Below are 22876 nucleotides of genomic sequence, written 5' to 3' on the forward strand. Positions count from 1 at the left end.
GCCGCGCCGACTGACACGTTGTGGGGTGAGACCGCGGGCGCGGGTCGCGGGCGTCGACGTCGGCGGCCCGGCGACGCTACTTCTCGTACGTGTGCTCCGGCGCGGGGAACGTCCGCTCACGTACGGCTCGGGCGTAGGTGCGCGTGGCGCCGTACAGCGCCTCGCCGATCTCCCCGAAACGCTGGGCGAACCGTGGCGACCACGACGTCATGCCCGCCATGTCCGTCCACACCAGGACCTGACCGTCACATCCCGCGCCGGCGCCGATCCCGATCGTCGGCACGCGGAGCACCTCGGTGACCCGTTCGGCCACCGGGGCGGGAACCATCTCCAGGACCACCGCCACCGCGCCCGCGTCGGCGAGGGCATGCGCGTCGGCCACGAGGTGCGAGGCCGCCTCCTGCCCGCGCCCCTGGACGCGCTTGCCGCCCAGCAGGTTCTCCGACTGCGGCGTGAACCCGAGGTGGCCGAAGACGGGGATGCCGGAGCGGGTCAGCAGCCGGACGTGCTCGGCGAGGTGCGCCCCGCCCTCGAACTTCACGGCGTGGGCGCCGCCCTCCTTGAGCATGCGCACGGCGGTGGCAAGGCATTGCTGCGGGGAGGCCTCGTAGGAGCCGAAGGGCAGGTCCGCCACGACCATGGCGCGGCGCGCGACCCGCGACACGGCCCGGACCGCCGGGATCATCTCGTCCACGGTCACGGGGATGGTGGTGGGGTGGGCGAGCATGTTGTCGCCGAGGGAGTCGCCCACGAGGAGCATGTCGATGCCCGCCTCGTCGAAAATCCGGGCGGTGAGGGCGTCGTAGGCGGTGAGCATGGTCAGCGGCTCGCCGCGCTCCTTGGCCTGGCGGAGGTGGTGCACACGAACCCGCCGCGGGACGGGCACACCCTCCTGGCCCGGTAGCGCCCGGCCCGAACCCTCCGCGTCGGCGGGCCCCCCGGCCGGTGTCGCGGCAGGCTCCCCGGCCTGTGCCGCCGCAATCGCGCCAGGTTGCGCCGCGGCAGACCCGCCAGCGATCCCGCTGGCGGGTCTGCCGGCCGCCGGGCCGTCACCGGGTGCGTGGTCGGGGCTCTGCGTCATCGTGGTCTCCATTTCTAGGGCGCGGTCCGCGTCTGGGGCGCGGGAACATTCTCGGGGCTCTGCGGGGCCTGAGCGCCGGGCGGGGCCTGAGCGCCGGGCGGGGCCTGAGCGCCGGGCGGGGCCTGAGCGCCGGGCGGGGCCTGCGCGCCGGACGGCACCTCGGCGCCGGGCGCGACCTCCGCGAGCTGCTCGCGCCAGCGGCTCGTGACGGGCAGGCGCCTGTCACGCCCGAACGCCAGCGCGCTGACCTTGGGCCCGAGCGGGTACTGCCGGCGCTTCCACTCGGCCCGGTCGACCAGGCGCAGCACGAGCTCGACGGTCTCGGCGTCGAATCCGGAGGCGAGCAGCTCGCCGCGGCCGAGGCCGCGCCCTACGTAACCCTCGATGACGTTGTCCAGCAGCGCGTACTCGGGCAGCGAGTCGGAGTCCTGCTGGCCGGGGCGCAGCTCGGCCGAGGGTGCCTTCTCGATGGAGGACCACGGGATCGGCACGGTCTCGCCGGCGGCCTGCGCCACCTCGTTGCGCCACCTGGCCATCTCCCACACGCGGGTCTTGAGCACGTCCTTGATGGGGGCGAACCCGCCGACGGCGTCGCCGTAGATCGTCGAGTACCCGACGGCGAGCTCGCTCTTGTTCCCGGTGGCGAGCACGAGCGGGCCCTCGGCGTTGGAGATGGCCATGAGGATCACACCGCGCATGCGGGCCTGCAGGTTCTCCTCCGCGAGCCCGGACAGGCCCATCTCCTGCTGGAACGCCTCCACCATCGGCGCGATGGGCTGGACGCGGTAGTCCAGGCCGAGGCGCCCGGCGAGGTCCGCGGCGTCGTCCTTGGAGTGGCCGGAGGAGTAGGTCGACGGCATGGACACGCCCACGATGTTCTGCCCGCCGATCGCGTCGGCCGCGATCGCCGCGACGAGGGCGGAGTCGATCCCGCCGGAGAGGCCGAGGACCACCTTGGTGAAGCCGTTCTTGACGACGTAGTCCCGCAGCCCCGTGACCACCGCCGCGTACATCTGCTCGATGTCCGGCTGCTTCGGCGGCAGCGCGTAGCCGGCGGGTGCGAGGGGGGCCGCGCCGCCGCCGGGCAGCTCGACGACGAGGAGGTCCTCGGTGAAGCCGCGCGCCGCGGCCACGAGCGCGCCGTCGGCGTCGGTCACGAAGGAGTGGCCGTCGAAGACGAGGTCGTCCTGCGCGCCCGCGAGGTTGACGTAGAACACCGGACAGCCGAGCTGCGCGGCCCGCTCCGTCGCGAGACGGCGGCGCACGGCGCCCTTGCCGTACTCGTAGGGCGAGCCGTTGGGCAGCAGCAGCGCGTCCAGGCCCGCGCCGGCCATGGCCGCGACCGGGCCGCCGTCGACCCAGATGTCCTCGCAGATCGCCAGGCCCAGGCGCAGGCCCCCGACCTCGAGAACCACGGTCTCGTCCCCGGCGGCGAAGATGCGGTACTCGTCGAACACCCCGTAGTTGGGCAGGTGGTGCTTGGTGTAGACGCGTTCCACCGCGCCGCCGTGGAGCACCGCCGCGACGTTTGTGGGACGCCCGTCGGGCGCGCTCCCGAGCGAGCCCACGACGACCGTGAGCGCGCCGTGGCCGTCCTCGGCCAGCTCGGCCGCGAGGCGCCGCAGCCGCTCGGCGGCGGCGCGCTGGAAGGAGCCCCGCAGCGCCAGGTCCTCGATGGGGTAGCCGGTCAGCATCATCTCGGGCAGGACGACGACGCCGGCACCGAGCTCGGCGGCGTCGGCGGTGACGCGGCGCACGACCGCGGCGTTGGCGTCGAGGTCGCCCACCGTGGAGTCGACCTGGGCGAGGGCGATGCGTAGCGGAGCCATGCGCAAACCCTATTGCCGCCGCGGTGCCCGCGCCGACGCGGTGGGTGCACCGTCGCCGCTGGTGTGGGCCATGATGGGACCGTGCGTCGCGGCCAGCCGCGCCATGACAACGCCGGCCCGGGAGCACGCCCCCGGCCGGTCAGCACCCGCGTAGGTCAGGAGTGGTTGATGGACAGGCAGCAGGAGTACGTGCTCCGGGCGATCGAGGAGCGCGACATCCGCTTCATCCGGCTGTGGTTCACCGACGTCCTCGGTGTGCTCAAGTCCGTGGCCATCGCCCCGGCGGAGCTGGAGAGCGCGTTCGCCGAGGGCATCGGGTTCGACGGCTCCTCCATCGAGGGCCTGACCCGCGTGTACGAGTCCGACATGCTCGCGAAGCCGGACCCCTCCACCTTCCAGGTGCTGCCGTGGCGCGGGGACACGCAGGGCACCGCCCGGATGTTCTGCGACGTGCTCACACCGATGGGCGAGCCCGCCCGCTCCGACCCCCGCAACGTCCTCAAGCGAGCCCTGGCGAGGGCCGCTGACGCCGGCTTCACCTTCTACACGCACCCCGAGATCGAGTTCTACCTCTTCGAGCAGCCCGCGACGCCGACCGGCCCGCTGATCCCGATCGACAACGCCGGGTACTTCGACCACGTCGCGCGCGGCACGGGCCACGACTTCCGGCGCGACGCGATCACCACGCTCGAGTCCATGGGCATCTCCGTGGAGTTCTCCCACCACGAGGCCGGGCCCGGCCAGAACGAGATCGACCTGCGCTACGCCGACGCCCTGAGCACGGCCGACAACATCCAGACGTTCCGCACCGTGGTCAAGGAGGTCGCCCTCAAGCAGGACGTCGTCGCGACCTTCATGCCCAAGCCGCTCGTGGACGCAGCCGGCTCGGGCATGCACACCCACATGTCGCTCTTCGAGGGCGACCGCAACGCCTTCTACGACCCCGCGGGGGAGTACCAGCTCTCCGGGGCCGGCCGGGCGTTCATCGCCGGGCTGCTCCACCACGCGGGGGAGATCACCGCCGTGTGCAACCAGTACGTCAACTCCTACAAGCGCCTGTGGGGCGGCGGGGAGGCACCGAGCTACGTGTGCTGGGGCCACAACAACCGCTCGGCACTGGTCCGGGTGCCGATGTACAAGCCCGAGAAGGGTGGCTCCGCGCGGGTCGAGTACCGCGGCCTCGACTCGGCCGCGAACCCCTACCTGGCGTTCGCCGTGCTGCTCAGCGCGGGCCTGAAGGGGATCGAGGAGGGCTACGAGCTGCCCGAGGGCGCCTCCGAGGACGTGTGGGCGATGACCCGGGCCGAGCGGAAGGCGCTCGGCATCCAGGAGCTGCCCAACTCCCTGCACGAGGCCGTGGAGATCATGGAGGGCTCCGAGCTGGTGGCCGAGACCCTCGGCGAGGACGCATTCGACTACTTCGTGCGCAACAAGCGCACGGAGTGGGAGGAGTACCGAAACCAGGTGACCGAGTACGAGGTGCGCCGGTTCATCCCGGCCATCTGAGCACCGGCCGCGCCGCGGGGAGGAGGAGACGGTGGCCCGAGAGATCACCCTCACCAGCGTCCTGCGCCGGTTCGGGTTCGTCGACCCGCCGCGCGCCGAGAGCCTGCTCGCCGAGGAGCCCCTCGCCGCGATGGTGGACGCCGCGCAGGCGGCGGGCTGCCCCCTGCCCGAGGCGCTCGGCGCGGCGGCGGACCCGGACCACGCGCTGCTCACGCTCGTGCGCCTGGCCGAGGCCGGCGCCGCCCAGGGACTGACCGACGAGCTCACGGCCGTCCTGGCCGACGACGGCGCGCACCGCCGCCGGCTCCTCGCCGTGCTCGGGGCGTCCTCCGCCCTCGGGGACCTGCTGGTCGCCCGACCGGGCGACGTGGCGCTGCTGCGCGACCGGGCCGACGAGGAGCCGGTGCTCGACCTGAGCCCGGGCGACGAGCGGGCCCGGGCCCTGCGGGCGGTGGGCGCGGACCCGGAGGACCCGGTGCCCGTCGCGGCCCTCGCCGGGACCGCGGGCGTGGACGCCCTGCGGCGCACCTACCGGCGCCGCCTGCTGGAGATCGCCGCCGCCGACCTGACCAGCCCGGACCCCCTGGAGGACTTCCCCCGGGTCGCCGCCGCCATCGCCGACATCGTCGGCGGGGCGCTGGAGGCCGCCCTCGCCGTCGCCCGCGCGGACCTGCCCGGCGGCGCGCGCGACGTGCGCCTCGCGGTGCTCGGCATGGGCAAGACGGGGGGCCGTGAGCTCAACTACATCTCCGACGTCGACGTGGTCTACGTCGTCGAGCCCGCCGCGGGCGCGGACGAGGGGCACGCCGTCGCCGTCGGCACCCGGCTGGCCACGGCGCTGTCCAGGGCGTGCTCGGCCCCGTCGGGCGAGCCGGCGCTGTGGCCGCTCGACGTGGGCCTGCGCCCGGAGGGCAAGGACGGCCCGCTCGTGCGCACGCTCGCCTCCCACGTCACCTACTACGAGCGGTGGGCCAAGGGCTGGGAGTTCCAGGCGCTGATCAAGGCGCGGCCCGTCGCGGGCGACCGCGCGCTGGGCGAGGAGTATCGCGCCGCGCTCGCCCCGATGATCTGGAGCGCCGTCGAGCGTGAGCACTTCGTCGAGGACGCGCAGGCCATGCGCCGCCGGGTCGAGGACCTCGTGCCCGCCGCCGAGGCGGACCGCCAGCTCAAGCTGGGCAAGGGCGGCCTGCGCGACGTCGAGTTCACCGTCCAGCTCCTCCAGCTCGTCCACGGCCGCACGGACCCCGAGATCCACTCGGGCACCACGCTCGAGGGCCTCGCCCAGCTCGCCCGGGGCGGGTACGTCGCGCGCGACGACGCCGAGCAGCTCGGCCACCACTACCGCTTCCTGCGGGTGCTCGAGCACCGCATCCAGCTCCACCGGTTGCGCCGCTCCCACGTGGTCCCCAGCGGTGAGGCGGACCTGCGCCGCCTCGGGCGCGCGATCCATGCCGACGGCGTCGACTCCGCGCGGAGCCTGGAGGAGCGCTGGCGCCACGTGCGCCGCGAGGTGCGCCACCTGCACGAGGAGATCTTCTACCGCCCCCTGCTGCCGCTGACGGCGCGGCTGAGCGCCGAGGACGTCTCCCTGGCTCCCGCGGCGGCGCGCGCGCGGCTGCACGCGATCGGCTTCCACGACCCCGACGGGGCGCTGCGCCACATCGCGGCACTGACCGAAGGGGTCTCCCGGCGGGCCGCGATCCAGCGGCAGCTCCTGCCGGTCATGCTCGGCTGGTTCGCCCAGGGGCCGGAGCCGGACTCGGGCCTGCTGTCCTTCCGCAAGCTCTCCGAGACCATGGGCTCGACCCACTGGTACCTCAAGCTCCTCCGCGACTCAGGGGCGGCCGCCGAGCGGCTCGCCCAGCTGCTCTCCTCGAGCCGGTACGTGGCCGAGGCCCTCGCGCGGCTGCCGGAGGCCGTCACCTGGCTCGACGACGACGCGGAGCTCGCCCCGCGGGGCGTCGAGGCGCTGACCAGCGAGCTCCTGGCCCTCCAGTCCCGCCGCCACGAGCCGGTCGAGGGGGTGATGGTGGCCCGCTACCTGCGCCGCCGCGAGCTGCTGCGGGCCGCGATCGACGACGTCCTCGGCGCGTTCGGCAACGGGCCGGCCGCCGCGATGATCACCACGGCCGCGGACGTGGCCCTGCGCGGCGCGCTGCGGGTGGCCGCGGTCGAGGCGACGGCGGAGGCGGGGCTGGACGAGCCGCCGTCGCGCTACCTCGTGGTGGCCATGGGCCGCCTCGGCGGGGAGGAGATGAGCTACGCCTCCGACGCCGACGTCCTGTTCGTCCACGACCCGGTGCCCGGCGCCGACCCCGAGGTCGCGACCCGCACCGCGGTGGCCGTGGCGTCGAAGGTCCGTTCCCTCCTGGCCGAGACGGGGCCGGAGCCGGCCCTGGCCGTCGACGCCGACCTGCGCCCGGAGGGGCGCAACGGGCCGCTCGTCCGGTCCCTGTCGTCCTACGCCGAGTACTACGAGCGCTGGGTGGAGCCGTGGGAGCGCCAGGCCCTCCTGCGGGCCCGGCCCGTCGCGGGCGACCAGGACCTCGCCGAGAGCTTCGTGGCCCTGGTCGACCCGCTGCGCTACCCGGACATCGGGCTGACCGAGCCGGAGCTGCGCGAGCTGCGGCGCATCAAGGCGCGGGTCGAGTCCGAACGCCTGCCGCGCGGCGTCCCGCCCAACCGCCACCTCAAGCTGGGGCCGGGCGGGCTCAGCGACGTCGAGTGGACGGTGCAGCTGCTCCAGCTCCGCCACGGCGGCGCCGTGCCCAGGCTCCGCACGACCTCGACCATGCGCGCGCTGCGCGCCCTCCGCGAGGCCGGGATCGTCACGGCGGAGCAGGCCGGGCGGCTCGGCGCGGCCTGGCAGCTCGCGGCACGACTCCGCGACGCGATCGTGCTGGCCACGGGTCGCACGACCGGCCAGCGGATCGACGTCCTGCCGCACGAGACGGTCGAGCTCGAGGTGGTCGCCCGGCTCCTGGGGCACGAGCCGGGCGGGCGCCTGGACCTCGAGGAGGAGTACCTCCGCCTGGCACGCCGCGCCCGGACCGTGGTCGAGGACCTGTTCTACGGGTGAGGCCCCGGGAACTCCGGAGGCCCGGTCAGCGGAACTCCCGGGCCCGCCACCCGGCGTAGACGCTCTGCGCCTCCGACAGCACGCCCGGCGCCACGTGGGCGACGGGTACGACGTCGGCGAGCAACGGCTCGCAGTCCGCCCCGCGGCCGACGACGGTGCCCGTCAGCAGCCACGGTCGGTTGTCGTCCGACAGCAGGTAGGAGTACTGGACCAGCTGCCTGGCGATCCACGTGGCCTGCCCAGCGCGCCACCACGTCTCGGCGTGCAGCGGCCACGCCGGCAGCCCGGGCAGGGGGTAACCGCTCTCGCGGTGCCAGCCGCCGGCGGTCTTGTCAGCCTCGGGCCCACCGCTGATGCGGAGGAACACCTCGCCCAGCTCCCGCTGGACGGCCACGACGTCACCGAGGGTACGCGCGAGGCGCGGACCGTGCCGTTCCGCGCCCGAGTCTCCAGCTAACCAGCCGAGGTCGACGATGTCTTGCGCGCTCATGGTGCTGTCCAATCCTGCGTGCCGATGACCCGATGGTCTGATGTACCGATCGCTCGGTCGGCCGGGTCGAGGGGCACCCCGAAGGAACGGTCGGACGCGGCCTATGCCGCGGCGCTGGTCCGGCCCGGTGGGCCGGCCGACGCCGAGTGGGGCGCCTCGCGCCATTGGCCGAGACCTCGCATGCCAGCGTCCTTCCGCGCACCACCGTGGCGCCACCGGGATCAGGAGTGGCTGGGCCGCCGAGGGTCTTGGGCGGGTCTCGTTCCGAGAGTAGGGCCGGCCCACCGTCCTCGCAACGGCGGAGACCGTATCGAGACGTGCCGGTCAGATGCGCAGGCCCACGTGGACGATGGCCTCCGCGACGTCACGGACCTTGACGTTGTGGCTGCGGGCGTGCTGGCGGATGCGGTCGAACGCCTTCTCGACGTCGATGCGTTGCGCCTCGGCGATCACGCCCTTGGCCTGCTCGATGACGATCCGCGAGTCCAGCGCCCGCTGGAGCTGCTCGTTGAGCTGCTCCTGCTGGTGGTAGGTCGAGGCGTTGATGAGGTACGCGGTCGCCATGTCGGCGAGCACGGCCGCGGCGTCCAGGTCCTCGTCGGGCCACGCGCGGGTGCCGGCGGCGTAGAGGTTCAGGGCGCCGAAGGTGTGCTCGCCCAGGCGCATGGGGATGCCCGCGACCGCGCCCATGCCCAGCCGCTCGGCGATGGCGCAGTACTCGGGCCACACCGCCGCGCGGTCCCGAAGATCGTGCACCGCGACGGTATCGCCGCTCTCGTACGCGGCGACGCACGGCCCCTTCTGGTGCTCCTCCTGGTAGCGCTCGAGGTCGCCGACCGCTTCGGGCACCGCCGTGACGAAGCGCAGGTACCCGTCCGTGGCGAGGGTGACACCGCTGCCGGCGAGCGCGAGCACGTCCGTGACCCGCGTCGCCAGGTCGTTGAGGGCGACGGTCGGGTCGTACGGGTTCAGCAGGGTGCGGGTGAACTCGGAGATCGTGCTCACGAAGAGCTGGTGGTCATACATCGGGGTCATCCCCACGGATTCACACCACCGGTAGGTGGCTGACCGGGGGACCCGAAGGCATGTAGGCGCCGAGGCTGTCTCCCACCCTACGCGCCCGGTATGGTGCCGGCGCCGCCTCGCGATGCGCCCTGGGGTGAACCGCGGCCGGCCCGGCCCTCGGCCGGCCGGCGGGGCGCGGGATGCTCCGTGCGCTCAGAGCACCTTGGAGAGGAAGGCCCGCGTGCGGTCCTCCCGGGGGTGCTCCAGCACGTCGCGGGGCCGGCCCCGCTCGACGATCACGCCGTCGTCCATGAAGACGAGCTGGTCACCGACCTCGCGCGCGAAGCCGATCTCGTGGGTCACGACGACCATCGTCATGCCGGAGGCGGCGAGGTCCTGCATGACGGCGAGCACCTCACCGACCAGCTCGGGGTCGAGCGCGGAGGTCGGCTCGTCGAAGAGCATCAGGTCGGGGTCCATGGCCAGCGCCCGGGCGATGGCCACGCGCTGCTGCTGGCCGCCCGAGAGCTGAGCGGGGTAGTGGTCCGTCCGGTCGGCCAGGCCGACCTGCGCGAGGAGCTCGACGGCGCGGGCGCGGGCCTCCTCCTTGCGCACGCCCTTGACCTGGATCGGCGCCTCCATGACGTTCTGCACCGCCGTCATGTGCGGGAAGAGGTTGAACCGCTGGAAGACCATCCCGATGCGGGCGCGCTGGCGGGCGATCTCCTTGGGGGAGCGGCGGTACAGCTCGGTGCGGCCCTGCCGCACCCGCTCGCGGAAGCCCATGAGGTCGCCGTCGACCCGGATCCGCCCCGCGCTGATCTGCTCCATCTCGTTGATGCAGCGCAGCAGCGTGGACTTGCCGGAGCCGGAGGGGCCGATGACGACGGACACGGAGCCGCGCGGGACACTCATGTCCACGCCGCGCAGCACGTGCAGCTCGCCGAAGAACTTGTGGACGCCCTCGACCTCCACCATCGGCGTGGCGCCCGGCGTCGGGTCGGGCGTGGCGCGCGGCATGGTGCCCGGCGTCGGGTCCGCGAGGGGGCCGGCGGCGGCCGGCGTGGGGTGGGTCATGGGGTGTACTCCAGGAACGGGTCGTCCTTCGTGGTGCCGGCGGCCAGGATGGCCTGCTGCTTGCGGCCGGCCGCGCGCCGTCCGCCGCCCCCGGCGGGCTGCGCGCCGGTGAAGCCACGGCCGTAGTGCCGCTCCAGGTAGTGCTGGCCGACCATGAGGACCGAGGTGATGGCCAGGTACCACAGGGCCGCGACCACCAGCAGCGGGATGGGCAGGAACAGCCGGTTCCCGATCGCCGTGGAGGCGAACGTCAGGTCGAGCGTGAACGGGATCGCCAGGACCAGTGACGTGGTCTTGAGCATGGAGATCGTCTCGTTGCCCGTCGGCGGCACGATCACCCGCATCGCCTGGGGCAGGACGACCCGCCGCAGGATCGCCGACTCCTTCATGCCCAGCGCCCGAGCGGCCTCCGACTGGCCCGGGTCCACGCTGTTGAGGCCGGAGCGCACGATCTCCGAGAGGTAGGCGGCCTCGTTGAGCGCCAGGCCCAGGATCGCGGCGTACGCGGCGGAGAACACGTCGTTCGTGGAGAAGCTGATGAGCTCCGGGCCGAAGGGGACGCCCAGGCTGAGCCGCGGGTAGAGCACGCCGAGCAGGCCCCAGAAGACGAGCTGCGTGTAGATGGGCGTGCCGCGGAAGAACCAGATGTACAGCCAGGCGACCCACCGCATGACGGGGTTGTCCGAGCGGCGCATGATGGCCAGCGTCACGGCGAGGACGATCGCGATCGCCATGGACGCCGCCGTGAGCAGGAGCGTCCAGCCCACGCCCCGCACGATCGCGACGTCACGCAGGTAGAGCCAGACGATGTCCCAGCGGAAGTTCGGGTTCGTCACCAGGGCGTTGACGGCCATGGCCGCGAGGACGGCGACGACGGCGGCCGAGACCCACCGTGCCGGGCGCGGGACCGGGTGGGCGCGGATGAGCTCGGGCGCCGGGCCGGCGGGGCCGGGCGGGGTCTGACGGGGCTGCGCGGTCACGTCAGGCCCCGGGGTTGAGCTCGGCGGTGCTCAGGGCGCCGGTCACGCCCCAGCCGTCGAGGATGTCCTGCCACGTGCCGTCGTCCATGAGCTTCTGCATCGCGGCCTGGACGGCGGCGGTCAGCTCGGTGTTGTCCTTGGCGACCACGATGCCCTGGGGGGCGGCGTCCTGGACGTCGCCGAGCTGCTCGACCTGACCGCCGGTCTGCACGGCCGCGTACTGGCCCACGGGGGAGTCGGCGTACATGACGTCGATCTTGCCGCCGACCAGGTTCGTGGTCACGTCGGCCTGCGAGCTGTAGCGCAGCACCTCGATGGGCTCGGCGCCCTGCTCCTCGCAGGCGGCGGAGAGACCGTCGGCGCCCTCGTCCTGCACCGTCCCCGTCTGCACGCCCATCGTGGTGCCGCACAGGTCGGCGGGGTCCAGGCCCTCGGGGTTGCCGGTGCGCACGGAGAACGTCGAGCCGACCTGGACGTAGGAGATCATGTTGGCCTGCGCGATCCGCTCGGGCGCGACGGAGAACGAGGCGATCCCGACGTCGTACTGGGTGCCGATCGCCGGGATGATCGAGGCGAACTCGGCGTGGTTCACCTCGACCTCGGCGCCGAGGACCCGTCCCAGGGCGTGGGCGAGGTCGACGTCGTAGCCGCTGGGGGTCTGCCCGTCCGCGCCGCCGAAGAACTCGGCCGGGGCGTACTGCAGGTTGTCGCCCACGGTCAGCGTGCCGTCGAAGTCGGCGGGCAGCATGGCGGCGATCGCGTCGTCCCGCGCGATGCCCGAGGCGTCGAAGGACGGCTGCGCGGCCGCCGTCGCCCCGGACGTCGCCTCCGAGGCGTTGGTGCAGCCCGAGAGGGCGAGGGCACCTGCCGCGGCGAGGGCGGTCAGGACGGGTAGACGGCGCACGGTGGCCTCCAGGTGAAACGGAAGATGACGCCGGCAACTATATCCGTTCACCTGTATGGATATGCATTGGCGTTCTGTGCGATGTCCCACTACGGCTCGCACGCGACGACGGGCCGGGACTTCGGAGAAGTCCCGGCCCGTCGTGGTCGGTCGCCGACCTACCGGTCAGCGGGTGCCGTCACAGGTCGTAGTAGAGCTCGAACTCGTGGGGGTGCGGGCGCAGGCGCAGCGGGTCGATCTCGTTGGTGCGCTTGTAGTCGATCCACGTCTCGATGAGGTCGGGCGTGAAGACGTCGCCCTCGGTGAGGTAGTCATGGTCGGCCGCCAGCGCGTCGAGCGCCTTGTCCAGGGAGTCGGGCAGCTGCTCGATCTGGGCGTGCTCCTCGGGCGGGAGCTCGTAGAGGTCCTTGTCGATGGGCGCGGCCGGCTCGATCCGGTTCCTGATGCCGTCGAGGCCCGCCATGAGCATCGCGGAGAACGCGAGGTAGGGGTTCGAGGACGGGTCCGGCACGCGGTACTCGATGCGCTTGGCCTTGGGCGAGGAGCCCGTGACGGGGATGCGGATGCACGCGGAGCGGTTGCGGGCCGAGTAGACCAGGTTGACCGGGGCCTCGAAGCCGGGCACCAGGCGGTGGTAGGAGTTCACCGAGGGGTTGGTGAACGCCAGGAGGGACGGCGCGTGCCGCAGCAGGCCACCGACGTACCAGCGGGCCATGTCGGAGAGGCCGCCGTAACCGCGCTCGTCGAAGAACAGCGGCTTGCCGTCCTTCCACAGGGACTGGTGCGAGTGCATGCCCGAGCCGTTGTCCCCGAAGAGGGGCTTGGGCATGAAGGTGGCGGACTTGCCCGCCTCCCACGCGACGTTCTTGATGATGTACTTGAACTTCATCAGGTCGTCGCCCGCGGCGAGGAGCGTCGCGAAGCGGTAGTTGATCTCCTGCTGCCCGGCGGTGCCGACCTCGTGGTGCGCGCGCTCGACGTCGAGGCCGACCTCCTGCATGCAGGAGACCATCTGGTCGCGCAGGTCGGCCATCTGGTCGTTGGGGGAGACGGGGAAGTAGCCGCCCTTGTAGCGGGTCTTGTACCCGAGGTTGCCGCCCTCCTCCTCGCGGCCGGTGTTCCAGGCCGCCTCCTTGGAGTCCAGGTAGTAGAAGCTGGAGTGCTGCGTCGTCTGGAAGCGCACGTCGTCGAAGACGTAGAACTCCGCCTCGGCGCCGAAGTACACCGTGTCGGCGATGCCCGTGCTCCGCAGGTACGCCTCGGCCTTCGCGGCGATGTTGCGCGGGTCGCGCGAGTAGGCCTCGTCGGTGAAGGGGTCGACGATCGAGAAGTTCACGACGAGCGTCTTCTGCCTGCGGAACGGGTCCACGAACGCGCTGGTGACGTCCGGCACGAGCTTCATGTCGGACTCGTGGATCGCCTGGAAGCCGCGGATGGACGACCCGTCGAACATCAGGCCCTCGGTGAGGATGTCCTCGTTGAAGGCCTCGACCGGGATGTTGAAGTGCTGCATGACGCCCGGCAGGTCGCAGAACCGGACGTCGACAAACTTGACGCCCTGCTCCTTCGTGAAGGCGATGGCCTCCTCGGCGGTGGAAAACATCCAGTGCTCCTTGGCTTGGGGACTCGTAAGGCGAGTGGGAACGTCCCGACGCTAGTGCGGTGGCGTTTCCTTTGCGTCTCGTGAATGTGTCCAGGATGTTACGCGAGCGCCCGGCGCCGGCCCGGCGCCGCCCCGGCACCTGAGACAGCGCCGGCGCCGGTTCTGCCGTGCCCTGCCCCCCGTGGGGCCGGGCCGCGTCGGTCCCGCGGTGCGGGGGCCGACGCGCCGGCTGGGTAGGCTCGGACGGTGCCCGCAGCGACCTCGTCCCCGTCCCTCCCCGTGGCCGGCCTGGGGCGGCGCATCATCGCGCTTGTCGTGGACTGGGGGATCGCCAGCGCCATCAGCGCCGGGTTCTTCCAGTACGACGCGTTGGCCACGCTCGGCATCTTCGCCGTGATGACCTGGCTCCTGGTCGCGACGCTCGGCGCCACGATCGGCCACCTCGTCACGGGCCTCGGCGTGCGCACGCCTGCCGGGGGGCCCGCCGGGCCGCTGCGGGCCCTGGTCCGCACCGTCGCGCTGTGCCTGGTCGTCCCCGCCGTGGTGTGGGGGCCCGACGGGCGCGGGCTGCACGACGTGTGGGCGGGCACCGTCATCACGCGGCTGCGCAGCAAGGCCGCAGCGCCGGCACGCTGAGCGGCCCGCCCGCTGGGTGCCCCGGCCGCCGGGCGCCCCGGCCGCGCGCCGACGCCCCGAGCGTCCGCCGCCCGGAACGACGCCGGCCCCGCCGCCACCGGTGCGGTGGGGCCGGGGCCGGAACGGCAGCGGCGCGGGTCAGCGACCGCGCATGCCCTTGCGGTCGGGGCGTGCCTTCATGGGGTCGACGCCCTTGGGGATCGGCATCCGGGCCGATCCGAGCGCCTGCAGGCGCTTGGCCACGGCGGCGACCTCGGCCGGCGTGAGCTTGCCCTTGAGCTTCTGGACGGTGCGCACCACCCGGGCGAGAGGGACCTGGCCCTGCTCGTTGCCGCACTGCACGAAGTGCACGGGCACGTTCGGGGCCACGCGGGCCACCTTGCGCTTCTCGTCCTCGAGCAGGCGCTGGACCCGGCTGCTCGGCCCCTCGGAGACGAGGACGATCCCGGGGCGGCCCACCATGCGGAACACGAGGTCCTGCGTGCGCGGGTTGATGGCGACGGGCTGCTCCTGGATGTTCCAGCCGCGGCGGATCTGGCCGAGGGCCGCCCCGACCGCGCCGGGCTGCCCCTCGATCTGGGCGTAGCCGGCCTTCTGGGTCTTCCGCGCGAGGAGGACCATCATGAGCATCAGCGCGAGCAGCAGGCCGAAGACGCCCGTGTACCAGGGGTGGCCCCACGCGAACCCGATGACGAGGGCGACACCCATGACGAGCACGAAGACGCCCAGGAGCAGCCAGGTGATCGTCGGGTCGACCCTCTTGGTCATCACATAGGCATCGCGGATGTTGTGGTACCAGCGCTGCTTCTTCTCTTTGGGCACGGCGGAGGAACCCTCGACGCCGGTGCTGCTCTTCTTGCGGGCCATGATGCCCAAGGATACCGGCCCGCCGGGGCGGCACCGGCGCCCACGCGCCGTCGGCGCAGCGTCAGTGCGGATCCGCGCTGCGGCCGGGCATGCGGGCGGCACCAGCGACCAGCGCGAGCACGACGCAGGACAGGGCGGCGACGACGAACGCCGCGTCCGCGCCGTGGGCGTCCGAGAGGCGGCCGGCCAGTGCGGCGCCACCGGCGACCCCGACGACGTTGGCCGACGCGAGCACCGTCATGGCTACCGCCGTGGCGCCCACGGGCGCCAGCCGGCCCCCGAGGGTGAAGAGGGTCACGAGCGCCGGGCCGACGAGGAAGCCCACCGCGAGCATGAGCACGGCGAGGACCGTGAGCGACGACGCCGCGGTCATGGCGGCGGTGACGCCCGCGATCCCCGCACCGCTGGCGCCGAGCCGCAGGCGCAGGCTCACCGAGGCGGGCAGGGCCACGACGGCCAGGGACATGACGGCCGAGCCCACACCCATGAGCGCGTACACGAGGCCGGCGCTTCCCGGCTCGCCGGCCTCGGTGGCGAACGCGGTGACCCCGGTCTGCGTGGCCCCGAAGAACAGGCCGACGCAGCTCATGCCCGCCACGGCGACGCCGACGGCGCGCAGCACCGCCGCGAGGCCGGGGGTGGCGCGCGCCCCGGGCAAGGGGCGCCCCGCCGCGGACCCGGCCCGCCGGGGTGCACGGGCCGGCGCGGCACCCAGCCCCGCGCCGGAGGGGTGCACGGCGAGGGCGGTGACGAAGACCAGCACGAGGGCCGCCGCGCCGAGGACGGGGACCTGCGGGCTCGCGGCCGAGGCGGCGACGCCCACCAGCGCCGGCCCGATCACGAAGACCATCTCGTCCACCATCGACTCATAGCTCAGGGCCGCCGCACCCTGCTCGGCGCCGGTCGTGCGGGCGAGCCAGCGCACCCGGGTCAGGGACCCCACCGGCACCGTCGTGGCGCCGACGAGCGCGCACAGCCCGCACAGCACCGGCAGGGGAGCCCGGTCGCCGGCGGCGAGGGCGAGTGCGACGAGCGCGACGGCGTTGACGGGCGCGAGCAGGAGCAGCGGCAGCCGCTGGCCGCGCCGGTCGGTCCACCGGCCGATGAGCGGTCCCGAGACCGCCGTCGCGAGGGCCAGCGCGGCCGAGGCGGTGCCGGCGGCGCCCACCGACCCGGTGCTGGTCGCGACGAGCGTGAGCACCCCGAGGATGACCATGGACGTCGGCAGGCGCCCGAGGAAGCCGATGGCCAGGTAGGACCAGCCCAGCAGCCCCGGCAGCGACCGGTAGCGGCGCAGGGCCTGCAGGTGCGCAGGCACGTCAGATGAGCGCTGCGGCTTCCTGACGCGAGGTGCGCGGCTCCGAGAGGTGCGCGAGCTGCTCCGGCACCTCCAGGCCCTTGCGGGCCATGGCCTGGCCCCACAGGCGCCCGGCGCGGTAGCTCGAGCGCACGAGCGGGCCCGCCATGACGCCGAGGAAGCCGATCTCCTCCGCGATCTCGGAGAGCTCGACGAACTCCTCCGGCTTGACCCAGCGGTCCACCGGGTGGTGCCGCACCGACGGGCGCAGGTACTGGTTGATCGTGAGCAGGTCGCAGCCGGCGTCGCGCAGGAGCTGCATCGCGTCGACGACCTCGTCGAACGTCTCGCCCATGCCGAGCATGAGGTTCGACTTCGTCACGAAGCCGTCCTCGCTGGCGGAGGTGAGGACGCTGAGCGACCGGTTGTAGCGGAACCCGGGGCGGATGCGCCGGAAGATCCGCGGGACGGTCTCCACGTTGTGGGCGAGCACCTCCGGGCGGGAGGAGAAGACCTCGGCGAGCTGGTCGGGCTTGGCGTCGAAGTCGGGGATGAGCAGCTCGACGCCGGTGCCCGGGTTGAGCGCGTGGATCTGGCGCACCGTCTCGGCGTAGAGCCAGGCGCCGCCGTCCTCGAGGTCGTCGCGGGCCACGCCGGTGATGGTCGAGTACCGCAGCCCCATCTGGCGCACGGACTCGGCGACCTTGCGCGGCTCCATGCGGTCGAGCGCGGAGGGCTTGCCGGTGTCGATCTGGCAGAAGTCGCAGCGGCGGGTGCACTGCGAGCCGCCGATGAGGAACGTCGCCTCGCGGTCCTCCCAGCACTCGAAGATGTTGGGGCAGCCGGCCTCCTCGCACACCGTGTGCAGGCCGCCGCCGTGGACCAGCTGCTTGAGATCGCGGTACTCCGGGCCCATGACGGCCTTCGTCTTGATCCAGCTGGGCTTGCGCTCGATGGGGGTCTCGGCGTTGCGCGCCTCGACCCGCAGCATCTTCCGGCCCTCCGGTGCGATCGTCACGTCTCGCTACCTCGTCCCTCGTTGATCGGTCAGCAACGGCGATCCTATGTCGTGGCGTGGGTCGGCCGCCCAGGTGTCCGCGGCGGCGGGCGGGTTCGCGTCGGCGGCGGCCGGGGCCCGGGGCGCCGCCTCGCGGACGCCGGACGTGGCCCCGGCGCCGCGCACGCCCAGCGGGGTGAGAGAGCGGCGCAGCTCACGCTCCAGCACGTCCGCGACGTCCAGCGGCGTGACCCGGCGGCCCGTCTCCGCGCTGAGCGAGGTGACGTCGGCGTCGTCGATGCCGCACGGCACGATGCGGTCGTAGGCGGTCAGGTCGGCGCTGGCGTTGAGGGCGATCCCGTGCATCGTCACGCCCTTGGCCACCCGCACGCCGACGGCGCACACCTTGCGGTCCCTGCCGCGGTCGTCGGCGAGCACCCACACGCCCGAACGCCCCGCCACGCGGGCGGTGGCGACGTCGAAGGCGGCCGCGACGTCCATGACGGCCTGCTCCAGGGCACGCACGTAGGCGACGACGTCGACGGGCTCGCGCAGCCGCAGGATCGGGTAGGCGATGAGCTGGCCGGGCCCGTGCCAGGTGATGCGCCCGCCGCGGTCGACGTCGATCACCTCGGTGCCGTCGGTGGGGCGGTCACGGGTGGCGGTCCGCTTGCCGGCGGTGTACACGCTGGCGTGCTCGAGGAGCAGCACGGTGTCCTCACGCTCGCCCGCGACGACCTGGGCGTGGATGCGGCGTTGGAGCTCCCACGCCCATCGGTAGTCGAGGTGCTCCAAACCCAGCCTCACGCGTTCGAATTGCACGATCACGATGCTAAGCCCCCCGGCCCTCGGCTCCTGCGCCGACCGCTCGGGCCGGCTCCTGCGCCGACCGCTCCGGCGCGGCCAGTCTCCCGCACCCGACCGCTCAGGCCCGCGGCCCGGTGCGCTCCGCCGCGCGGCCATGAGCCGGCGCGGCGCCCTCGGCCTCGAGCATGAGCACGAGCAGCGCCCGCAGCTGCCTCAGCTGGGCCTCGGGGAGCTGCGGGTTGACGAAGGCGTCGATCGCCTCGGGGTCGTTGAGCTGGCCGAGCGCGCGCAGGCCCTCGGGGGTGATGGCCACGACCTGGCGGCGCCGGTCCTCGTCGTGGCGCTGCCGGCGGACGTAGCCGGCGCGCTCGAGCCGCAGGAGCATCCGGCTCGTGGTCTGCTCCGTGACGTCGAGGTGGCGGGCGAGCTCGCGCTGGGACCGCGGGCCGCCGGCGAGGATCGCCAGGACGGGCAGCGACGCGTGCGTCAGTGACCACTGCTCGAGGTAGGTGTCCCAGGCGCGCTCCACGCGCCGCGCCACGGTCGAGAGCAGGCGCCCGGTGGGCCACGCGCTGGGCGGGTCCGCCACGCCGGGGCCGCTCTGGGCGGGCTGGTCGGTCACGCCGTCATCATAGGTTCCGCCCCCGTGGTGGCCGTGGAGTTGTGGCCCGGCGCCCGTCGCCGCAAAATTGCTCAGCACGCTGAGTGTTTCATCGACCGAGGACGGCCCCCGTGTCACAGCACCCCACCACCGAGGCCCCAGAGCGGCCCCACCGGACCGCCCGCCCCGCCCGCCGGGCGGTCGGCCGCGCCGTCGTCCTGGTCCTCGTGCTGGCCGCGTGGCTGGCCGTCGGCGCGTTCGGCGGAATGACCCAGGGCAAGCTCTCGCAGGTCCAGCAGAACGACCAGGCCGCCTTCCTGCCGGCCAGCGCCGAGTCCACCCGCGCCGACGAGCTCTCGCGCGCCTTCACGGACACCGCGACGCTCCCGGCCCTGGTCGTCCTGGAGGCCTCGGACGGCGGCACGCTGAGCGCAGCTCAGCTGGCGGCGGCGCAGGACTTCGCCGCCCAGGTGCCGGGCGTCACGGTTCCCGGGGTGGGCGCCCTGGGGGACCAGCTGGTCGGCCCCGTCGTGGCCATCCCGTCCGAGGACGGCCGGGCGGTGCTGGTGCCGATCTCGCTGGACGCCGCGGGGGCGAACGAGGCCGTCGACGGCGGCGACCGGCTGGTGATCGTCGTCGTCGACGGGCTCCGGGCGCTGGCCGGTGACCAGCTCGCCGGCACCGGGCTGGACGCCTGGGTGACGGGCCCCGCGGGCGCCGTGGCGGACCTGGTCACGGCCTTCGGCGGGATCGACGGGATCCTCCTGGGCGTCGCCCTCGCCGTGGTCCTCGTGATCCTGCTCGCCGTCTACCGCTCGCCCGTCCTCCCGTTCACGGTGCTGCTGACCGCAGTGTTCGCGGTGTGCGCGGCCGGGCTGGTCATCTACCCCCTGGCCGGCAACGACGTGCTGCTGCTCAACGGGCAGAGCCAGGGCATCCTCTCGATCCTCGTGATCGGTGCCGCCACCGACTACTCCCTGCTCCTGGTCGCCCGCTACCGGGAGGAGCTGACGCGGCACGCCCGCCCGGTCGACGCCATGCGCGTCGCGTGGCGCGCCTCGGTCTTGCCCATCCTGGCGAGCGCCGGGACAGTGATCGCCGGTCTGCTGTGCCTCCTGCTGTCCGACCTCGGCTCCAACTCCAGCCTCGGGCCGGTGGGCGCCATCGGCATCGCCGCCTCCGTGCTGGCCGCGCTGACCCTGCTGCCGGCCATGCTCCTGGTTCCGGGGCGGCGCGCCCGGGCGATCTTCTGGCCGCGCACGCCCCAGCTCGCGCACGCGGTCCCGGGCGCGGCGGCCGACGCCGGGCCCGCCGCCCCGTCCACGGCCCACGTCGCGAGCGACCGCGGCCGCGGGACGGCCACGGGCGCGCGACGGGGACTCTGGCAGCGGGTGGCCGACCTCGTCGCGCGCCGCGACCGCCCGGTGTGGGTGGTCACCGTCCTCGTGCTCCTCGCCGCCGCGGCCTTCGTGCCCACCTTCCGCGCGCAGGGCACGAGCGACACGGACGTCTTCCTCGGCGACGTCGAGTCGGTCCGGGGCGAGGCGGTCCTCGCGGACCACTTCGACGCCGGGCTGGTCCAGCCGGTGACCGTGATCACGGCGCAGGAGGACGCCGCGGCCGTCGTCGCCGCCGCGCAGGGCACCGACGGGGTCCTCGGCGCGACGGTCCGCGCCGACGGGGCCGCCACCGGGGCGCCCACCACGGGCGCGCCCGCCCCGGGAGCCCCGACGGACGGCGGCGCACCCGTCGTCGTCGACGGCAACGTCCAGGTCCAGGTGGTCACCGAGGCCGCCGCCGAGACCCAGGAGGCCGTGGCGACCGTGCGCGCCCTGCGTGCCGCGGTCCATGAGGTCGCACCGGACGCGCTGGTCGGTGGCGCGGCCGCGCAGCGGCTGGACACCCAGGAGACGGCCGCGGAGGACCTCCGCACCATCATCCCGGCCGTCCTCCTGGTCATCTTCGTCATGCTCGTCCTGCTGCTGCGCTCGTTCGTCGCGCCGCTGGTGCTGCTGGTCGCGAACGTGCTCTCGTTCGGCGCGACGATGGGTCTCAGCGCCATCGTGTTCAACCACGTGCTCGGGTTCCCCGGCGCCGACGCCACCGTCCCGCTCTACGGCTTCGTCTTCCTCGTGGCGCTGGGCATCGACTACTCGATCTTCCTCATGACCCGCGTGCGGGAGGAGTCGCTGAGGTCGGGGACCCGGGAGGGGGTGCGCCGCGGCCTCGCCGTGACGGGCGGCGTGATCACCTCCGCCGGCCTGGTCCTGGCAGCCACGTTCAGCGCGCTGGCCGTCATCCCGCTCCTGTTCCTCGCGCAGCTGGCGTTCATCGTCGCCGCGGGGGTCCTGGTCGACACCCTGGTCGTGCGGTCCCTGCTGGTGCCCGGGGCGATCCACGACCTCGGTCGCAGGGCCTGGTGGCCCTTCGCGCACCGGGTCCCGCGGGACTGACCTTCGTCCACAGGCCCTCGTCGCCCCGGCCCTGTGGATGGGGCCGGCCGGGTGTGCCAGCCGGCTGGTTGGGTGGCGACATGACGGACCGCCGCCCCGCAGCCCCGCGCAGGCCCACCGTGCCCGGGTACCGCCTCGGCTCGCCCGTCGGCTTCGGGGCGGCCGGTGCCGTGTGGGCGGCGCACGACGACGCCGGCCGGGCGGTGGTCGTCTCGATCCTGGACGTGGCCGCGGGGGAGCGCGGCACCGCCCAGCTGCGGCGCCTGGGCACGCTGCGGGCCACCACGCACCCGCATCTCGCCGCCGTGCGGGACGTCGTGGGCCTGGACGCGCGGCGCTGCGCCCTCGTCAGCGAGGTGGTCACCGGGCCGAGCCTGGCCACGGTCCACGCCGCCCGGGGTCCGCTGCCCGCCGGCGAGACCGCGGGGCTCCTCGCGGCCATAGGCAGCGCGCTGGGGCACCTGCACGAGCGCGGCATCATCCACGGCGACGTCTCCCCGGCCAACGTGCTGGTCACGGATGGCGGGGTGCCCGTCCTCGTCGACCTCGCGGGCGAGGTCACCCAGGAGCGCGGCACGGCGGGGTTCGTGCCGCCCGAGCGGCGCGGCGGGAGCCCGGCGGGCGCGGCGGGCGACGTCTGGGCGCTCGCCCAGCTCGTCACGTGGGCGGCGCACGACGCCGAGGCCACCCGCCGCCTGGTGGCGCCGGCGCTGGACCCCGAGCCGTCGCGACGTCCCGGCGCCCGAGACCTGGCGGCCCTGGCCGTGTCCCTCGCCGACGCCGCCGCGCTGGTGCTGCCGGACCCGGCCGACCTGGCACAGGCGCAGCTGCGGGCCACCGCCGTGCACGACCCCACCGCGCTCGTCCCGCGCCGGCGCCCGCGACGGCGGCACGGGCGCCGGCCCGTGCGCCGGGCGGCGGTGGCGGTGGCGGTGCTGGCCGTGGCGGTGGGGGCCGGGGCGGTCGTCCTGGCGCCGGCGGAGGACGCACCTGCGCACGACGCCACGTCAGCGTCGACGCCGGCGCATGGTGGTCCGGCCGCGGTCGCGCCCTCGGCCGGGGCCAGCGCGCCGGACGGCGCACCGGGGGCTGCCGCGCCGGCCACCACGGCGGCGCTGGACACCGCGGGCGCCGCCGCGGTGGTGCGAGACCTGTTCGCCCGTCGGGACCAGGCCCTCGCGGGGGCCGACGCCCGGGCGCTGGAGGCCCTGACGGTGCGCGGCTCGCCCGCCGCGAGGAAGGACGAGGAGCTGCTGGGGGCGCTGCGCGGCGCCGGGCTCCGCCCCGAGGGGCTGCGCACGGAGGTCCTCGAGGTGTCGCTCCTGCCGACGGACCCGCCGGACGGGGACGCGGGAGCGGACGCCGGCGCGCGGCGGCCCGTCGTCGCCCAGGTGACCACCCGCCAGGGCCCCTACACCCTGGCCCCGGCGCGCACGGGCGGCGCGCCCGGGACGGGGCCGCCGGCCGGAGCCGGGCGAACCAGCAGGACGGGTCCAACCGCCGGGCCGACCGGCCACGCGGTGGCCGCCCAGCCGGAACGGTGCGTGAGCATGACCTTGACCGGCCCGGCCCCCTGGCGCGTCGTCAGCACCGCGCCCTGCACGGGCCCGTGAGCCGGGCCGCCCCACACGGGCGGCCGTCCGCGGGGACGGTCGCCGGGACCA

Annotated in this window: 18 protein-coding genes; 5 read left to right on the forward strand and 13 right to left on the reverse strand. The window is 74.2% G+C overall.

What is annotated here, in order from left to right; genetic code table 11:
• Positions 1-76: 76 nt before the first annotated feature.
• Entirely contained in the window at positions 77-862 is a 786-nt protein-coding gene (panB, locus tag EJK16_RS06345; RefSeq protein WP_370275965.1) for a 3-methyl-2-oxobutanoate hydroxymethyltransferase, read from the reverse strand.
• A gap of 233 nt (positions 863-1095) precedes the next feature.
• On the reverse strand, positions 1096-2910 hold the full coding sequence (locus EJK16_RS06350; RefSeq protein WP_205739623.1) for an NAD+ synthase: 1815 nt from the start codon (positions 2908-2910) through the stop codon (positions 1096-1098).
• Between the two features lie 168 nt (positions 2911-3078).
• On the opposite strand from EJK16_RS06350, the gene glnA (EJK16_RS06355) reads away from it, so the two are divergent.
• Positions 3079-4416 (forward strand): type I glutamate--ammonia ligase, encoded by a 1338-nt coding sequence (glnA, locus tag EJK16_RS06355; RefSeq protein ID WP_127127449.1) that lies wholly within the window; start codon positions 3079-3081, stop codon positions 4414-4416.
• Positions 4417-4447: 31 nt separating this feature from the next.
• Positions 4448-7495 carry a bifunctional [glutamine synthetase] adenylyltransferase/[glutamine synthetase]-adenylyl-L-tyrosine phosphorylase gene (locus EJK16_RS06360; RefSeq protein ID WP_127127451.1) on the forward strand — a complete coding sequence of 1016 codons (3048 nt, stop codon included), beginning with the start codon at positions 4448-4450 and terminating at the stop codon, positions 7493-7495.
• Positions 7496-7520: 25 nt separating this feature from the next.
• Here the strand turns inward: EJK16_RS06360 and EJK16_RS06365 are convergent, their stop codons facing one another.
• The 6 genes from EJK16_RS06365 to glnA (EJK16_RS06390) form a co-directional block, all read right to left on the reverse strand.
• Positions 7521-7985 (reverse strand): DUF6098 family protein, encoded by a 465-nt coding sequence (locus tag EJK16_RS06365; RefSeq protein WP_240645806.1) that lies wholly within the window; start codon positions 7983-7985, stop codon positions 7521-7523.
• Between the two features lie 324 nt (positions 7986-8309).
• A complete protein-coding gene (locus EJK16_RS06370) occupies positions 8310-9020 on the reverse strand; it encodes a GAF and ANTAR domain-containing protein (protein ID WP_205739624.1) in 711 nt (236 codons plus the stop codon).
• 183 nt (positions 9021-9203) lie between these two features.
• Positions 9204-10010, reverse strand: coding sequence for an amino acid ABC transporter ATP-binding protein (locus EJK16_RS06375; RefSeq protein ID WP_304999940.1), 807 nt, complete (start codon positions 10008-10010; stop codon positions 9204-9206).
• A 53-nt stretch (positions 10011-10063) separates the two neighbouring features.
• Positions 10064-11047 carry an amino acid ABC transporter permease gene (locus EJK16_RS06380; protein WP_240645807.1) on the reverse strand — a complete coding sequence of 328 codons (984 nt, stop codon included), beginning with the start codon at positions 11045-11047 and terminating at the stop codon, positions 10064-10066.
• A gap of 1 nt (position 11048) precedes the next feature.
• Positions 11049-11951: an ABC transporter substrate-binding protein gene (locus tag EJK16_RS06385; protein WP_127127455.1), complete on the reverse strand. Its 903-nt coding sequence runs from the start codon at positions 11949-11951 to the stop codon at positions 11049-11051.
• 178 nt (positions 11952-12129) lie between these two features.
• Positions 12130-13554: a type I glutamate--ammonia ligase gene (gene glnA, locus EJK16_RS06390; protein ID WP_127127457.1), complete on the reverse strand. Its 1425-nt coding sequence runs from the start codon at positions 13552-13554 to the stop codon at positions 12130-12132.
• Between the two features lie 246 nt (positions 13555-13800).
• Between glnA (EJK16_RS06390) and EJK16_RS06395 the strand changes: the two genes are divergently transcribed.
• A complete protein-coding gene (locus tag EJK16_RS06395; protein WP_127127459.1) occupies positions 13801-14190 on the forward strand; it encodes an RDD family protein in 390 nt (129 codons plus the stop codon).
• 138 nt (positions 14191-14328) lie between these two features.
• Here the strand turns inward: EJK16_RS06395 and EJK16_RS06400 are convergent, their stop codons facing one another.
• The 5 genes from EJK16_RS06400 to EJK16_RS06420 form a co-directional block, all read right to left on the reverse strand.
• Positions 14329-15057, reverse strand: a complete 729-nt coding sequence (locus EJK16_RS06400; protein WP_127127461.1) for a DUF4191 domain-containing protein — start codon at positions 15055-15057, stop codon at positions 14329-14331.
• Positions 15058-15118: 61 nt separating this feature from the next.
• Complete coding sequence (locus EJK16_RS06405) at positions 15119-16375, reverse strand: MFS transporter (protein WP_127127463.1); 1257 nt, start codon at positions 16373-16375, stop codon at positions 15119-15121.
• Position 16376: 1 nt separating this feature from the next.
• Positions 16377-17372, reverse strand: a complete 996-nt coding sequence (lipA, locus tag EJK16_RS06410) for a lipoyl synthase (RefSeq protein WP_127127465.1) — start codon at positions 17370-17372, stop codon at positions 16377-16379.
• Between the two features lie 6 nt (positions 17373-17378).
• The gene (gene lipB, locus EJK16_RS06415) at positions 17379-18173 is read right to left on the reverse strand and encodes a lipoyl(octanoyl) transferase LipB (protein ID WP_240645808.1); all 795 of its coding nucleotides are present in this window, start codon (positions 18171-18173) and stop codon (positions 17379-17381) included.
• Between the two features lie 103 nt (positions 18174-18276).
• Complete coding sequence (locus EJK16_RS06420; protein ID WP_240645809.1) at positions 18277-18780, reverse strand: MarR family winged helix-turn-helix transcriptional regulator; 504 nt, start codon at positions 18778-18780, stop codon at positions 18277-18279.
• 110 nt (positions 18781-18890) lie between these two features.
• Between EJK16_RS06420 and EJK16_RS06425 the strand changes: the two genes are divergently transcribed.
• Positions 18891-21212: an MMPL family transporter gene (locus EJK16_RS06425; protein WP_240645810.1), complete on the forward strand. Its 2322-nt coding sequence runs from the start codon at positions 18891-18893 to the stop codon at positions 21210-21212.
• A gap of 80 nt (positions 21213-21292) precedes the next feature.
• Positions 21293-22825 carry a serine/threonine-protein kinase gene (locus EJK16_RS06430; protein ID WP_127127469.1) on the forward strand — a complete coding sequence of 511 codons (1533 nt, stop codon included), beginning with the start codon at positions 21293-21295 and terminating at the stop codon, positions 22823-22825.
• The last annotated feature ends 51 nt before the right edge of the window (positions 22826-22876 follow it).

The organism is Georgenia sp. SYP-B2076, from assembly GCF_003991205.1.
Lineage (GTDB): Bacteria > Actinomycetota > Actinomycetes > Actinomycetales > Actinomycetaceae > Georgenia.